This is a genomic window from Tessaracoccus lapidicaptus (assembly GCF_001693815.1).
GTDB lineage: Bacteria > Actinomycetota > Actinomycetes > Propionibacteriales > Propionibacteriaceae > Arachnia > Arachnia lapidicapta.
The window spans coordinates 100757-114230 of sequence record NZ_MBQD01000011.1 but is presented as its reverse complement, the minus strand read 5'-3'; the positions used below and the strand labels follow the sequence as shown (position 1 = coordinate 114230).

Below are 13474 nucleotides of genomic sequence, written 5' to 3'. Positions count from 1 at the left end.
GTCACTCCTCCGTCTTGATCGTCGCCATGCCCATGACGACGGCGACGTCGAGCCGCGCGGCGCCGTTACCCACGACGTACTCGTCGACCCCTTCGCCTCCGCCGGGCCAGCTGATGCGGCCGAGCTTCGCCTCACCACGGATGGCGACGTTGGCGCCCTTGGTCAGGTGGATGGTGAGCGTGCCGGACTCGACGCGGATGCGGGAGCGGCCCACGCTGATGGGGCCGGAGACGCTGATGCCGCCGGCCTGGCTGAGCAGGTCCTCCACCTCGTGGACGTCGTCCAGGCTGGAGCCACCCGCTGTCACGCGGATCCGGCCCAGGCGCGGCACCCCGACCGTGCGGAGGCCACCGGTGGTGACCTCGGCGTCGACGATCAGGGACGGGTTGACTTTCACCACCAGTTCCTTGCCCAGGGACAGGTCGCGCAGATCGTCGAGGCTGCGGGGCGGGCGGATGAGCGAGAAGCCCTGGAAGGACGGCCCGATCTCGCCGGTCGAACTCACCTCCATGACGGTTCCGACGCGGCGGAGGACGTGTGGCCCGTCGATGGTCAGGGTGGCGACCGACGGGTCGCCCTCGATGCGGACCCGGCGGCCGACGGCGGTGACGGCGACCCGGGCCAGCCCGCCGGCCTTGGGTCCGCCCTGCGTGGCGGTGTCGGCGGGGATGTCGTGTTCGACTGCGGCCGCCTTGGCCGCCTCGATGCGCCGTGAGGCCTCCTGCGCATCGATGCGGCCCGCCGCCAGATCGTCCAGGATGGGACGGATATCGGGGTTGGTCATGGCCCAATGGTAAGCCACCTTTCCATTGTGGCAAGACGCGCTTTCCATTCTCCCGGGTGTTGTCCGGGACGACCCTGAGGGTTCCGCCCCGGCCGCGCCTGTGCCAGAGTGTGGCCATGCCGAAGCCGCTCACCGACCTCGTCGCTCCCGACTGGGCCGAGGCCCTCGCGCCCGTCGAGGATCGGATCAGCGCGATGGGTGCCTTTCTGCGGGAGGAGCTCGCGGCCGGTCACGGTTACCTGCCGGCCGGCGACCACATCCTCCGGGCATTCTCTCTCCCGCTGGCCGACGTGCGGGTCCTCATCCTGGGCCAGGACCCCTACCCCACGCCCGGCCATCCGGTGGGCTTGTCGTTCTCCGTGGCCCCCGACGTGCGGCCGCTGCCCGGGAGCCTCGTCAACATCTACCGCGAGCTCAAGTCCGACCTGGGCATCGAGCCGGCCCAGCACGGGGATCTCACCCACTGGTTCGACCAGGGCGTGCTGCTGCTCAACCGGGTCCTCACCGTCCGCCCGGGCGCGCCCGCGTCGCACCGCGGCAAGGGATGGGAGGAGGTGACGGCCTGCGCCGTCGAGGCCCTCGCGAAGCGCGGCGGGCCCCTCGTCGCCATCCTCTGGGGCCGCGACGCCCAGACCGCGCGGCCGATGCTGGGCTCCGTCCCAGTGATCGCCAGCGCCCATCCCTCGCCCCTGTCCGCCCGCAACGGCTTCTACGGGTCCCGGCCCTTCAGCCAGACCAACCGGCTGCTCGATGAGCGGGGGGCAGCACCCATCGACTGGCAGCTGCCCGCCTGAGGTTTGCCCTCCCCGGTTAGCATCGCGGGTATGGATATCGACGTCCTCGCCTGGCTGAACTCCCGGATGGCCGCACCCCAGATGGTGTCCGCCGCAGACGCGCTGCCCGGCCGCTCCCAGCCCGTGCTCGCCCCGATGCCGGTCCACGAGGTGCTCGGCCTCCCCCTGGACGAGGTCCCGCCCGGCGCCGAGGTGGCCTACTTCGCGCTGGGCTGTTATTGGGGGGTCGAGCGACTGTTCTGGGAGACCGACGGCGTGGTCAACACGGCGGCGGGCTTCATGGGCGGCTTCACGCCGAACCCCACCTACCGGGAGACGTGCACCGGCAGGACGGGCCACACGGAGACTGTGCAGGTGGTGTTCGATCCGCAGCGCGTCTCCTACGAGGAGTTGCTGCGCCTGTTCTGGGAGAACCACGACCCGACGCAGCTCAACCGACAAGGCAACGACATCGGCACGCAGTACCGCTCCGCTGTCTTCCCGGTGGACGAGGAGCAGAGGGCGGCTGCCGAGCGCACGCGCGGCGAGTTCCAGGAGAACCTGAGTGCCGCCGGCTACGGTGAGATCACCACGGAGATCACGCCCGGCCAGACGTTCTACTTCGCCGAGGTCGAGCATCAGCAGTACCTGCACAAGAACCCCCACGGCTACTGCCCCGTGCACGCCACCGGCGTGGCGTGCGGCCCCCGGCCCTGATCGCTGCCTGGCCGTCGCGCCTCCTACACTGGCGCAATGACCAAGTGGCGGACCGGGCTCGTGGCGCTCGCCGTCCTGGCGACAGGCTGCACTTCCCCCGCCCCCGGCGTGACGGGATCCTCCTCCGTCGAGCCGGGCCCGCCGACGACGTCGGCACCCGCCCTGCCCTCTGCCACGGCGAGCCCCGTCCCCGACGACGAGCTGCCGCTGGATCACCCCATCACCGGCCGGCTGGTCGACGGGGCGGCCGCTGACGTCGTGGCCGAGCTGCATCGCGTGGCCGGGGGGCTGCCGGTGCTGAAGGTGGACGTCACGACGGAGACCGCCACCCTGAGCGCGGTGCGCCCGGACCGCTCGGTCGTGACCTACCAGTGGCGCGACGGAGTCATCGACCGCGCCGACTCGGACGTGCAGTACTTCGAACAGGCCACCTTCGATCCGGCCGACTTCCCCCTCGACTCCGTGGGGCGCATGTTCGACGTCGCCGACCTCCGCGGCGTCCGGGGCGATCTCGTCCTGCAGGTGGTGGATTACCGCGAGGGCCAGGTGCTGATGACGGTGACGTCGCGGCCCGAGTCGGAGACCGTCTTCTTCCGCCCCGACGGCACCGCCGTCGCCGTGCTCGGGATGACCGGCGTCGCCGACATCGCCGCCGGCCTGTCCGAGGTCATCGGCGACGCCACCGAGGCGTACGCCGTCGGGTTCAATGCGACCCGGGGTTATTGGGCGGACCTGCCCGACACGGACCCGGGCCTCGTCCTCAACCGCGCCCGGGTCGGGGCCGTGCCGCTGTTCGAGACCCGCCGCACCGAGACGCCCACGCTGACCCCGTTCGACCCGTCCGCCATCGACGCCGCCGCCTTGGCCCAGGCGGTCGCCCGGGCGCAGCGCTCACCGGACGAGCAGTGCGACGTCGTCGTCGACATGAGCCTGGGGCGGTCCGCTCCCGTGGCGCGCGTCGACTGTCAGGGACGGGTCACGTACTCCGACCTCGAGGGCCGGGACATGACCGACCTCATCGGCTGAGAGCGTGCCTCACTGGCCGAGGTCGTCGGTGGAGAAGGTGTCGCACACGCGCGGGTCGCCGCTGTTGAAGCCCTTGGCCACCCACAGCTGGCGCATCTCGGAGGATCCGTGGGTCCAGCTCTCCGGGACCACGCGGCCGCCCTGCTGCTGCTGGATGTGGTCGTCGCCGACGGCGCGCGCGGCGTCGACGATGCGGTTGAGATCGTCCTGGGTGACCGACTCGATCGGCGACTCGGGATCCTTGATCGTGTTCGCGAACCACACGCCCGCGTAGCAGTCCGCCTGCAGCTCCAGGCGCACCTGGCCCGACGTGGGTCCGGTGTCGTTGCCCATGGAGCGGGCCTGCTGCATGGTGCCCGTCAGGTTGGAGATGTGGTGCCCGTACTCGTGGGCCACGATGTACGCCTCGGCCGCGTACCCGCCTGCCGCGCCGAGCTGGTCGAGGAGGACGCCCATGAACTCGGTGTCGATGTAGACGGTGTAGTCACCAGGGCAGTAGAAGGGGCCCATCTCCGACGAACCGGTGCCGCACGCCGTGCTCACCTGTCCGCTGAACAGCTGGGTGGTGCCGCTCTGGTAGCCCTCGACCGTCTGCGACCAGTAGCCCTCGATGGCCGAGACGTAGGCGGCCCAGCGGCAGTCGGGATTCGCGTCCACGTCGGCGCCCGTGCGGCACTCCGGATTCTGCTCGACGCTCTGCGGCTGCGCCTGTCCGCCCCCGAGGATGTCGTCGGGGTTGATGCCCAGGTTGCCGCCGCCGAAGACGAGCAGCAGCAGCGTGATGATGAGGCCGCCCAGGCCACCGCCGACGGCGAGCCCGCGTCCGCCGCGACGCCCGCCGCCACCGCCGCCGTAGCGGATGTTGGCGTTGTCGATGCGGGCGTTGTCCCGGAATTCCATGGCTGCCTCCCCTACGGTCCGTCCAGTCATCCTAGCCGGGCGCTCCGCGCCGTCGGGGAAATCAAGGGTCTGACAGCAGCGTCTAGACTTGCCGAATGCGCGTCATCGGTGTCACCAACCCGGTTGGGGCGCCAGTGGCCAGCTTCGCCGTCGAACATGGCCAGCACCCTCGGGTGACGATGTTCGACCATGGCTACATCCCGCTGCGCCCTCTCGCCGCTGCCATGCATGGGGACGAGATCGTCTTCACGTGGCTCGTCCGCGAGGTGTCCCCAGCGGACCACCGGCCACCGGAGCGGCACACGGTCTACGTGGCGTCGTCGCGGGAGACCCCGCACCGCCATCAACGCATCGGGGCCTACGCGTTGGTGCTGTCGGACCGCGGCATCCTCGGCACGGTGAACTCCACGCTCACGGCGGCTCCGGGGACGTGGGCGCTGCCCGGCGGCGGCGTGGACCCGGGCGAGGCCCCCGCGGACGCCGTCCTGCGGGAGGTGTTCGAGGAGACCGGCCAGGACGTGGTCATCGACCGGGTGCTGGCGCTCGAGTCCGAACACTGGGTCGGGCGGGCGCTGACCGGGCGGCTGGAGGACTTCCACGCGCTGCGGGTCGTCTACGGGGCGATATGCGAAGCACCCAGCGACCCCGTCGTCCACGATGTGGGTGGATCGACGATGCGGGCCGACTGGGTGCCGGTGCGCGACTGGCGCAGGTTGCATTGGACCAACAGCTCCCGGACGTTGCTGTCGCAGTTCGCCCGGAAGCTGTCGCGTCCGGTCAGTCCCTGAAGTAGCTCATGATGCGCAGGATCTCGGTGTACAGCCACACCATGGTGACCGTGATGCCGAGGGCCGCGCGCCACGACTCCTGAGCCGGGGCCTGGGCTCGGATGCCGCGCTCGACCGAGTCGAAGTCGACGACGAGGCTGAGGACGGCGAGCACCACCGCGAGGATCGAGATCCCGATGGAGAGCAGACCCGCCTCGGGGCCGACCGAACGCAGGCCGAGGTCGATGCCGAACAGGGCCAGGACCAGGTTGACGAGGAAGACGCCCGCCATGGAGATGACCGCGATGGTGACGACCTTGCGGAACTTGGCCGTGACCCGGATGTTGAAGAACTTGTAGGCGCCCAGCGTGGCGAAGGCCGTCACGAAGGTCGCCAGCACCGCGGACACGACGATGCCCGGGAACATCATCTCGAACAGCAACGAGAACGCGCCGACGAAGATGCCCTCCACGACCGCGTAGAACAGGACGCCGCCGACGGGCAGCTTGGCGCGACCCGCGACGAACAGCACCGTCACGAAGCCGACGAGCGCGGAGACGATGAGCGCCGGCGTGAGCAGCGCCGTCGGGATGAACATGAAGGTGGCGATGGCGACGACGAGGACCACGCCCAGCGTGATCGCGGTCTTGGCGATGACGTCGTCCAGCGTCATCACGCCGCCGGAGCGGACCGGCTGCTCGTACGGGGCATAAGGAGCCTGCTGCGGGTACTGCCCGGCAGGCTGCTGGTACTGGTCGTACCCGTAGCCCGGCTGGGGCTGAGGGGCGGCCCCGCGCGTGAAGGCGTCGGGGCGACCGATGATCGGATTGGCCATGTCTTGTGCTCTTTCTGGGTGACCCCACCTGAAGGAAGATTGGTCACTGCCCATGGTACCGAGGGCGCCAAGCATCCGCGCTTGTCGCTTCGCGCCCGCGGGCCACCGCCGCGTGCCACGATCGAGTATGGGCACCCCGCACGTCGCGACCCTGACCTTCCTCGGTGCCGCCGGGACCGTCACCGGGTCGAAGTACCTCATCACCGTGGACGGTCGTCGGATCCTCGTGGACGCCGGCATGTTCCAGGGAGACAAGCGTTGGCGGCTCAAGAACCGCGACGACTTCCCCGTCGACCCGTCGTCGATCACCGACATCCTTCTCACGCACGCACACGCCGACCACTCCTCGTACCTCCCGGCCCTGGTCGCGGCGGGGTTCACAGGGCGGATCTGGGCGACTCCCGCCACCATCCGGCTGGCCGCCATCGTGCTGCGGGACTCCGGCAAGCTTCAGGAACAGGCGGTGGCCGACGCCGTGCGCGGCGGTTACTCACGCCACGCCGACCCACGGCCGATCTACACGGTCGCGGACGCCGAGGCCACCCTTCCCCTGTTCCACGCGGTCCCGTGGGACCGCGACGTGGACCTCCACGGGCTCACGGCACGGTGGGTACGCGCCGGTCACATCCTCGGCTCGGCCAGTATCCACGTCCGGATGGGCGAGCGGAGCGTGCTGTTCTCGGGCGACCTGGGGCGCCATGACCACCCGATCCTCAAGGACCGCCAGACGCCGCCCGGGGCGGACATCGTCGTCTGCGAGTCCACCTACGGCGACCGCGAGCACCCCGAGCCGCGGCAGGCGCACGAGCCCCTCGCCGCAGCCGTCCGCCGAACCGTGGAGCGCGGCGGTCAGATCGTGATCCCCGCCTTCGCGATCGACCGCACCGAACTCGTGCTGCACGCGCTCGTCCAGCTGACTCGGGTGGGGCGCATCCCCCGGGTCCCCGTGGTGGTCGACGGGCCCATGGCGATGGCAGCGCTGGATGCGTACCGCGACGAGTCCTTGGACGAACTCGACCACGACATCACGGTCGACGACTTCTCGGACCTCGACCTCACCGAGGCCCGCACGGCCGGAGAGTCGCGGCGGCTGAACGAGCGCAGCGACCCGATGATCATCGTCAGCTCCTCCGGCATGGCCGAGGGCGGGCGGGTGCTGTACCACCTGCGTCGGATCCTCGGCGACGCCCGGCACGCGGTGGTCCTGACGGGCTACCAGGCTGCGGGCACGCGCGGACGCGCCCTGGAGAGCGGGGCCCGGGAGGTGAAGATCTTCGGTCACTACGTGCCGGTGCGCGCGGAGATCGTCCGCGACGACGAGTTCTCCGTCCACGGAGACGCGTCCGACCTGATGGACTGGCTGCGCGCACTGCGGCCCGCTCCGGAGACGGTCTTCGTGACGCACGGCGAACCGGAGGTGGCCGAGACCTTCGCACGGCGGATAGCGGATGAGCTCGACTGGGTGGCGGTGGTGCCGCGGTACGGCGAGGTGGTGAGCCTGCTCGCCGACGGCGTGGACCCGGAGGACCTCGACGTCGCGGACTGAGGTGCCCCCGACGGGATTCGAACCCGTACTGAAGCGGGTTTAAGCCGCCTGCCTCTACCGATTGGGCCACGAGGGCGTGCCGGCGAGTTTATCCCCGCGACAGCACCTCCATCTGCTGCACCACCAGCTTCACCGCCTCCTCGGAGCGGTCCGGCGGATACTTGTACTTGCGCAGCAGCCGCTTGATCTTGGCCCGGATCGAGGCGCGCACGTCGTCGCGCACCGTCCAGTCCGTCTTCGCGTCGCGCCTGAGCATCTCCACGAGCTCGCGAGCGATCTGCCCCAGCACCGGCTGCCCCAGCACCTCCATGGCGGAGTCGTTGGCTGCGACGGCGTCGTAGACGGCCAGCTCGTCGGTGCCGAGCGGAGGGTCGAACTGCTCGCCCCGCCGCGCCTCCGACGCGATCTCCTCCGCTGTCCGCCACAGCTCCAGAAGCACCTCAGCGGACGTCAGCTGCCCGTTGGTGTAACGGTTGATCACGTCTGCCACTCGGTCGCCGAACGTCTGCTGCCGCACCAGGTTCCGGCCCGACACGCGCGCCGCCTCCAGGAGCAGCGCGGCACGCAACGCCTCGATCGCCAGCTGCGGGTTCTGCGACGCCTGCGCCTCTTCCAGCACCGACGGCGCCAGATGGTCGAAGTCTGGCGGGGTGATCTGCGCCATCTGATAGATGTCGATGACGTCGCGCGAGTCGGTGGAGTCCTCGACGACGGCAAGCAGCGCCCGTGCCACCTCCTCGGGCACCGGCCGCCCGTCCGCCTCCCTCTCTGCGGCATCCAGCTTCGCCACCCAGGCGCGCACCTCGACGTAGAACCGGACCTCGTCGGCGATGTCGGCGAGGTTGTCCGCACCGGCCGAGAGCGCCCACGCGCGGCCGAGCTGCGTGGTGAGGTGCCGGTACCTGTCGGTGAGCGTCGCGTGCCCCTCCGCCACGCGGTTCCCCGGATTCCGCGGGTCCCGCAGCCAGGCCGTCAGCAGCCGGGCCGCGTCCATCCAGCCTCTAGGTGTGCCGAGCTTGGCCCTCCAGTTCACGGGCCGGACCAGGTCGCGGAGTTGCTCGACGAGGGCCCGCGCCAGCTCGACCGCCTCGCCGACGTCGCGCCCCATCGGCCTTTCGCGCTGGTCCGAGAGGGTGTACTCGGCCAAGGCGTGAGCGAGGTTGTCGGTGAGCGGGGCGTAGGCCACCAGCAAACCAGCGGACTTCCCGCGGAACGTGCGGTTCACCCGGGCGAGGGTCTGCATGAGCAGCGCGCCCTTGAGTGGGCGGTCGAGGTAGAGGGTGTGCAGCGGCGGCGAGTCGTAGCCGGTAAGCATCATGTCCTTGACGATGACCAGCTCCAGCGGGTCCTCGGCGGTGGCGAGCCGCTTCTTGATCACCTTGTTCTCGGACTCGCGGCGGACGTGGTCGCTAATCGGGGGCTGGTCCGAAGCGGTGCCCGAGTAGACCACCTTGATGCGGCCGCCGTCGATGGCATCCGAGTGCCAGTCCGGCCGCAGCGCGACGATGGCCGAGTACAGGTTGGCTGCAATCTCGCGGGTCGCGCACACGATGAGGCCCTTGCCCGGCCCCTCGATCTCCGGGTACATCCGGGCCCGGCGCTTCTCCCAGTGCTCGACGATGTCCGCCGCCAGCGTGCGCAGCCGCTCGGGCGCGCCGTAGATGGAGTTGATGACTGCCACGGACCGCTCGACCTGCTCGCGCTCGGTCTCGTCGAGGTCGCGGGTGAGCTCGTCGGCTGCCGCGTCGAGCTGCTCGGCGGTGACGCCGTCGTCGAACCCGACGGTGACGAGCCGCGGCTCGTAGTAGACGGGCACCGTGGCGCCGTCGGCGACGGCTCGGGTGAGGTCGTAGATGTCGATGTAGTCGCCGAACACCTCACGCGTATTGCGGTCGGTGAAGCTGATGGGCGTGCCGGTGAACGCGATGAGCGTGGCGTTGGGGAGGGCGTCGGCGAGGTGGCGGGCGTAGCCGTCGAGGTCGTCGTAGTGGCTGCGGTGCGCCTCGTCGACGATGACCACGATGTTGCGGCGCCCCGACAGCAGCGGGTGCTCGCGCCCGGCCTCGCGCTCCTGCTGGGTGCGGCCGAACTTCTGCAGGGTGGTGAACAGGATGCCGCCGGAGTTGCGCTCGGTGAGCGCGGTGCGCAAAGCCTCGCGGGTGTAGACCTGCTCCGGCTTCTCGGGGAACAGCTTGGAGGCGGCGAAGCCGTCGAAGAGCTGACCGTCGAGCTCGGTGCGGTCGGTGACCACCACGACGGTGGGGTTCTGCAGCCGGGGGGTGCGCAGGAGGAGGTTGGTGTAGAACTCCATCTCCAGCGACTTGCCGGAGCCTTGCGTGTGCCACACGACGCCGGCCTTGCCGTCGCTCTCGACGGCTTGGACTGTGCGGCCGACGGCTTTGGTGACGGCGAAGTACTGGTGCGGTTTGGCGGTGCGCTTGAGGATGCGGCCCTCCCCCTCCGCGAAGGCGGTGAAGTTGCGCATCAGCTGGCCGAAGCGCTCCAGGTTGGCCACGCCGTCGAGCAGCGATTCGAGCGCGGGCGCCTGGTCGGCGAGCGGGAGGCCGTCGTCGTCGACGTTCCACTCGGCGTAGTGGTTGAGCGGGGCGAACGGGTTGCCGTACTTGGCCACCACGCCGTCGCTGAGGAGCGTGACCACGCACGCGCGGAAGGCCATCGGGAACTCGCGCAGGTAGGTGGCGAGCTGGGCGTGCGCCGTCGCGACTGTGGCGGACTGGTCACCGGCGTTCTTCAGCTCGACGATGCCGACGGGGAGGCCGTTGCAGTAGAGGACGAGGTCGAAGCGACGGTGGGCGTCGCGGTCGCGGACGATCACCTGGCGAGCGGCCAGCCAGTCGTTGGCCGACGGGTCGGGGTCGATCAGCCGCAGCGTGGGCGTGCGCTCGGTGCCGTCGGGCTCCAGCCAGCTGACCCCGCGGTAGCCGTGCACCATGAGCTCGTGGAGGCGCAGGTTCTCCGAGGCGGCGTCCTGCGACGCCGGCGAGAGGATCTCTGTGACGGCCTGGTCCAGCAGTGTCGCGGGCACCGCCGGGTTGAGCCGGGCCAGCGCCGCGCGGAAGTCGACGACGAGGACCGGGTCCGCGGCCGACCCGCGGCGGGCGTTGAGCTCGGAGCCGTGAACCGGACGCCACCCGAGCTCGCCCAGGTAGTCGTGGGCGAGGAGTTCGAGGTCGTCTTCGAGCATGAGCCCTAGTCTGCCCGCATGTCTGTCCGCATCCGACGCGGCGTGCGAGAACGCCCGTTATCCAGGTTGAGCAAGAATGGCATGCATCCCACTATGGGACCCACTCCGGTATGATGGTGACATGAGCACGCAGATCGCGATCCGACTCCCCGACGACATGGTGGCCTTCCTGGACAAGTCCGTGGCCGCCGGCAACGCTCCCAGCCGAGCAGCACTGGTGGCTCGCGCCCTCGAGCGCGAGATGCGCCGTCAGGTTGCCGAGGACGACGCCGCCATCCTGCGCGAGCGGGGCACCACTGAGGAGCTCGACGAGCTGGTCAACTGGTCCGTCACACACACCACCGTCGAGGACTGACCCGTGCGTGAGATCTGCCTGGTCCGGCTCGACAAGACACGGCCAGCAGTCGTTCTGACTCGCGAGGCCGCGCGGGCGGCCATGACGAAAGTCACGATCGCGCCGATCACCTCCACCGTCAAGGGCCTGTCCAGCGAAGTCCCGGTCGGCCTTGCCAACGGCCTCGACCACGACGGCGTAATCTCCCTCGACAACGTCGTCACCGTTCCGAGTAAGCTACTCGGGCGCACCGTCGGGTTTCTGACCCGCGGGCAGGAGGCCGAGCTCGCCCGGGCGGTCGTCCTGGCCTACGACCTCGATATCGCGTTGCTTGATTGACGAACGGCTTGCACAGCCGTGACGCATCTCATGGATTGTGCACGGCGGCTTTTCACGGGCCGACCCATGGCGTGGAAGAACTCCGCTGTCACGCGCCGCGCGCCTGGCCGCCGACCGAGAATCCTCCACCCTACGAGGACCTCCTACCGTTCGCGAGCCGACCTGAGTGTCGACTCCTGACGCCGACGCTAGGTCGCAGATACGACAGTTTCGCCCCGGTAAAGTGCGTCGTGACGGGACCCCCCTCACGCACGGCCACACGGCGGAAGGCGGCTTGTGAACAGCGCTATCAGAAGCAGGGACGGCAGCGTCCACGTGACCGACGAGCGGTTCAACACCCTCTCGCACCTGGTGGCCTTCTGCTTCTCGGTCCTCGGGACGGTCCTGCTGGTCTCCCAGGCCATCGCGCAGGGAGACCCGTGGAAGATCGTCGGCTTCAGCATCTATGGCCTGTCCCTCATGACCCTCTTCGCGGCGAGCACGCTCCACCACGGGCTCGATCGCGGCCCCCGAATCAACGAGGCGCTACGGACGCTCGACTACGCTTCCGTCTTCACCCTGATCGCCGGCACGGTCACTCCCCTGGTGCTGGTTCTCTTCCGCAGCGTGTACGGATGGGCGGTGTTCGGCGCGGTGTGGGCCGTCGCGATCCTGGGGATCGTGCTGCGCTCCGTGTGGCGACGAGTCCCGAAGTACGTCACCAACACCCTCTACATCACGCTGGGCTGGATGACCATCGCGCTGCTGGGCGCGGACGTCTCGCTCCCGCCGGCCGCACTGGTCCTGCTGGCGGCGGGCGGCCTGGTGTACAGCGCGGGCTTCGTGATCTACGTGATCGAGCGGCCGAACCCGTGGCCCGGGATCTTCGGCTTTCACGAGATCTGGCACGTGCTCGTGGCCGTCGCGGCGTTCCTGCACTACCTCTTGATGTATCTCTACGTGCTACCCGCGTGATCCAGGCCTAGTCGAGATGACGCCGCGTGCCCCACTCGGAGTTCTGCTTTCCGTCCACACTCGAAAAGTGTCAAGGCTCTGCACGGTCGCGGTGCTCAGATCAAGGTCCATCAGTCCCGGCCTCACTCGTCACTCTCCTTCACTGCACATCACTGTTGTTCAGTGAGCGCTCAGTGATGTGCAGTGAGCTCGAGACTCAGGCTCGCTGGATCGCGTCGACTGTTGTACCAGCTGCCACTTCCCCGCTGGAGGGCTGATCCAGCCATCCCTGGGCATGGAGGGCGGTCCACGCCGTCTCGATGTGGTGGGCCGTGAACAGGTCTCGCTTCCGCGGGTTCCAGCGCCATAGGGCAGCTGTGCAGTCCTCAAGGTCCTGAGCACCCTCGTGAGTGGCAACCCAGTGGGTGCTTGCCAGAAGCTCCATGCCGAAGGGCGTCGCGAAACCCGAGCAGAGCTTCATGGTGCGGTCTAGACGCTCCGCAGATTCAGGAGTTGGTTCCGGGGCACCGACATCAGACCGGAGCCGGATGGGTCGAAACTCGGTGACGGGGTCTGTGCCATCTCCATAGCCATCGACGTAGTGGCCCTCAAGCTCGACCAGCACGTGGCGCAGGTTGTCGGCGTACGGACCGTAACGCGCCTTCGCGAAGCGAAGCTTCAGCGGCTCGCCCGCCTCCTGGAGGAAGTACAGAAGCTTCTGCAACTCCAAATGGGACGGGTCCTCGAGCGCAGAATCCACGTAACGCTGCATGCTGCGGAGGAGCACGGCGCGACCGGGCGTCATCCTGGACTTCGTGCGCCTGTCGGGCATCCGAGCCGCCTCAGGAGCGCCGGAGGGCTCGAACAGCGTCACTGCCACCGGGCTCTCGGCGAAGGCCTTTTCGATCAGCGGGCGAACGACTTCCCAACGCAGGCCACCATTTCCACATCCGAGTGGAGGCAAGGCCACGGATTCGATGTCAAGCTCTCGCACCACCCGCTGAAGATCACGTAGGCCAGCCTCGATGTACTCCAGTTTCGAGCGGCCCTTCCAGTGCTGCTTGGTGGGAAAGTTGATGACGTACCGCGGACCGTGAGCCGCGTCCGTGGCCCACACGTGCATCGATCCAACCGCGAGCTCGCCCGCTTTGGCTGCCCGTGCGTAGTCCTCGAACATCTCTGGGTAGGCGCGCTTGAACTGCAGGGCGATTCCCTTGCCCATCACGCCGACGGTGTTGACGGTGTTGACCAACGCATCGACCTGCGCTTCAAGGAGGTTGCCCTCGCCGCGCACAATCACTGCAGTCTCCATGTC

The 13474-nt window shown here is 69.1% G+C and carries 13 protein-coding genes and 1 tRNA gene; 8 read left to right on the top strand and 6 right to left on the bottom strand.

Translation table 11 applies throughout. The features are described from left to right. Window position 1 precedes the first annotated feature (1 nt). Window positions 2–784: a hypothetical protein gene (locus BCR15_RS03790; RefSeq protein ID WP_078919728.1), complete on the bottom strand. Its 783-nt coding sequence runs from the start codon at window positions 782–784 to the stop codon at window positions 2–4. Between the two features lie 116 nt (window positions 785–900). On the opposite strand from BCR15_RS03790, the gene BCR15_RS03785 reads away from it, so the two are divergent. From BCR15_RS03785 to BCR15_RS03775, 3 genes are all read left to right on the top strand, one after another. Further along, the gene (locus BCR15_RS03785; protein WP_068750582.1) at window positions 901–1578 is read left to right on the top strand and encodes a uracil-DNA glycosylase; all 678 of its coding nucleotides are present in this window, start codon (window positions 901–903) and stop codon (window positions 1576–1578) included. Window positions 1579–1644: 66 nt separating this feature from the next. Continuing rightward, on the top strand, window positions 1645–2274 hold the full coding sequence (msrA, locus tag BCR15_RS03780) for a peptide-methionine (S)-S-oxide reductase MsrA (RefSeq protein ID WP_068751077.1): 630 nt from the start codon (window positions 1645–1647) through the stop codon (window positions 2272–2274). A gap of 36 nt (window positions 2275–2310) precedes the next feature. Further along, window positions 2311–3300: a hypothetical protein gene (locus BCR15_RS03775; RefSeq protein WP_068750580.1), complete on the top strand. Its 990-nt coding sequence runs from the start codon at window positions 2311–2313 to the stop codon at window positions 3298–3300. Window positions 3301–3309: 9 nt separating this feature from the next. Here BCR15_RS03775 and ypfJ read toward each other — a convergent pair whose 3' ends face one another. After that, window positions 3310–4200: a KPN_02809 family neutral zinc metallopeptidase gene (gene ypfJ / locus BCR15_RS03770; RefSeq protein WP_068750578.1), complete on the bottom strand. Its 891-nt coding sequence runs from the start codon at window positions 4198–4200 to the stop codon at window positions 3310–3312. A gap of 95 nt (window positions 4201–4295) precedes the next feature. Here ypfJ and BCR15_RS03765 point away from each other — a divergent pair, with 95 nt between their 5' ends. Continuing rightward, entirely contained in the window at window positions 4296–4988 is a 693-nt protein-coding gene (locus BCR15_RS03765; protein WP_068750576.1) for an NUDIX hydrolase, read from the top strand. Here the strand turns inward: BCR15_RS03765 and BCR15_RS03760 are convergent. Then, window positions 4978–5802, bottom strand: a complete 825-nt coding sequence (locus BCR15_RS03760) for a Bax inhibitor-1/YccA family protein (RefSeq protein WP_068750574.1) — start codon at window positions 5800–5802, stop codon at window positions 4978–4980. The two genes, BCR15_RS03765 and BCR15_RS03760, sit on opposite strands and share 11 nt — an antisense overlap. A gap of 127 nt (window positions 5803–5929) precedes the next feature. Between BCR15_RS03760 and BCR15_RS03755 the strand changes: the two genes are divergently transcribed. Beyond that, window positions 5930–7348: an MBL fold metallo-hydrolase RNA specificity domain-containing protein gene (locus tag BCR15_RS03755; protein WP_068750572.1), complete on the top strand. Its 1419-nt coding sequence runs from the start codon at window positions 5930–5932 to the stop codon at window positions 7346–7348. 2 nt (window positions 7349–7350) lie between these two features. Here BCR15_RS03755 and BCR15_RS03750 read toward each other — a convergent pair. Together BCR15_RS03750 and BCR15_RS03745 are read right to left on the bottom strand one after the other, a co-directional pair. Then, a tRNA-Leu gene (locus BCR15_RS03750) sits at window positions 7351–7424 on the bottom strand. A gap of 12 nt (window positions 7425–7436) precedes the next feature. After that, the gene (locus BCR15_RS03745) at window positions 7437–10553 is read right to left on the bottom strand and encodes a type I restriction endonuclease subunit R (RefSeq protein ID WP_068750571.1); all 3117 of its coding nucleotides are present in this window, start codon (window positions 10551–10553) and stop codon (window positions 7437–7439) included. A gap of 121 nt (window positions 10554–10674) precedes the next feature. Here BCR15_RS03745 and BCR15_RS03740 point away from each other — a divergent pair, with 121 nt between their 5' ends. From BCR15_RS03740 to trhA, 3 genes are all read left to right on the top strand, one after another. After that, window positions 10675–10908, top strand: a complete 234-nt coding sequence (locus BCR15_RS03740) for a YlcI/YnfO family protein (RefSeq protein ID WP_068750569.1) — start codon at window positions 10675–10677, stop codon at window positions 10906–10908. A 3-nt stretch (window positions 10909–10911) separates the two neighbouring features. Further along, window positions 10912–11226 (top strand): type II toxin-antitoxin system PemK/MazF family toxin, encoded by a 315-nt coding sequence (locus tag BCR15_RS03735; protein WP_068750567.1) that lies wholly within the window; start codon window positions 10912–10914, stop codon window positions 11224–11226. Window positions 11227–11541: 315 nt separating this feature from the next. Continuing rightward, window positions 11542–12180, top strand: coding sequence for a PAQR family membrane homeostasis protein TrhA (gene trhA, locus BCR15_RS03730; protein ID WP_218058940.1), 639 nt, complete (start codon window positions 11542–11544; stop codon window positions 12178–12180). A gap of 196 nt (window positions 12181–12376) precedes the next feature. Here the strand turns inward: trhA and darG are convergent, their stop codons facing one another. Beyond that, the gene (gene darG, locus BCR15_RS03725; RefSeq protein ID WP_083196574.1) at window positions 12377–13471 is read right to left on the bottom strand and encodes a type II toxin-antitoxin system antitoxin DNA ADP-ribosyl glycohydrolase DarG; all 1095 of its coding nucleotides are present in this window, start codon (window positions 13469–13471) and stop codon (window positions 12377–12379) included. Window positions 13472–13474 lie beyond the last annotated feature (3 nt).